Annotated in this window: 1 rRNA gene; it reads right to left on the minus strand. The window is 49.5% G+C overall.

Annotated elements, in window-relative coordinates:
* Positions 1–75: ribosomal RNA gene (locus QQX10_RS13620) — 16S ribosomal RNA — on the minus strand; the annotation flags it as partial.
* Positions 76–309 lie beyond the last annotated feature (234 nt).

Consider the following 309-nt stretch of genomic DNA (forward strand, 5'->3'; position numbering starts at 1 on the left):
CCGTCACCGTTCGACTTGCATGTGTTAAGCACGCCGCCAGCGTTCGTCCTGAGCCAGGATCAAACTCTCCGTAAAAGAATGTTGGAAAAACCAGACCCCCAAAAGAGCCCAGCAACCACCATTACGAAGCGAGTCAAAGACTCTGTTTAATCTCCGGCATCAAAAACAACTGACTCGTTGTCATTTGATTACCAAAGGAATCCATCCCCCTGAAACCAGGGAGGACGGAGATTGTTAATGCATTTGGCATCGACAATGTGGCACACTGTTGAGTTCTCAAGTTTCGGACGCGCACCGACTCGATCCCTT

Origin of the sequence: Demequina lignilytica (assembly GCF_030418305.1) — a bacterium.
Taxonomy (GTDB): Bacteria; Actinomycetota; Actinomycetes; order Actinomycetales; family Demequinaceae; genus Demequina; species Demequina lignilytica.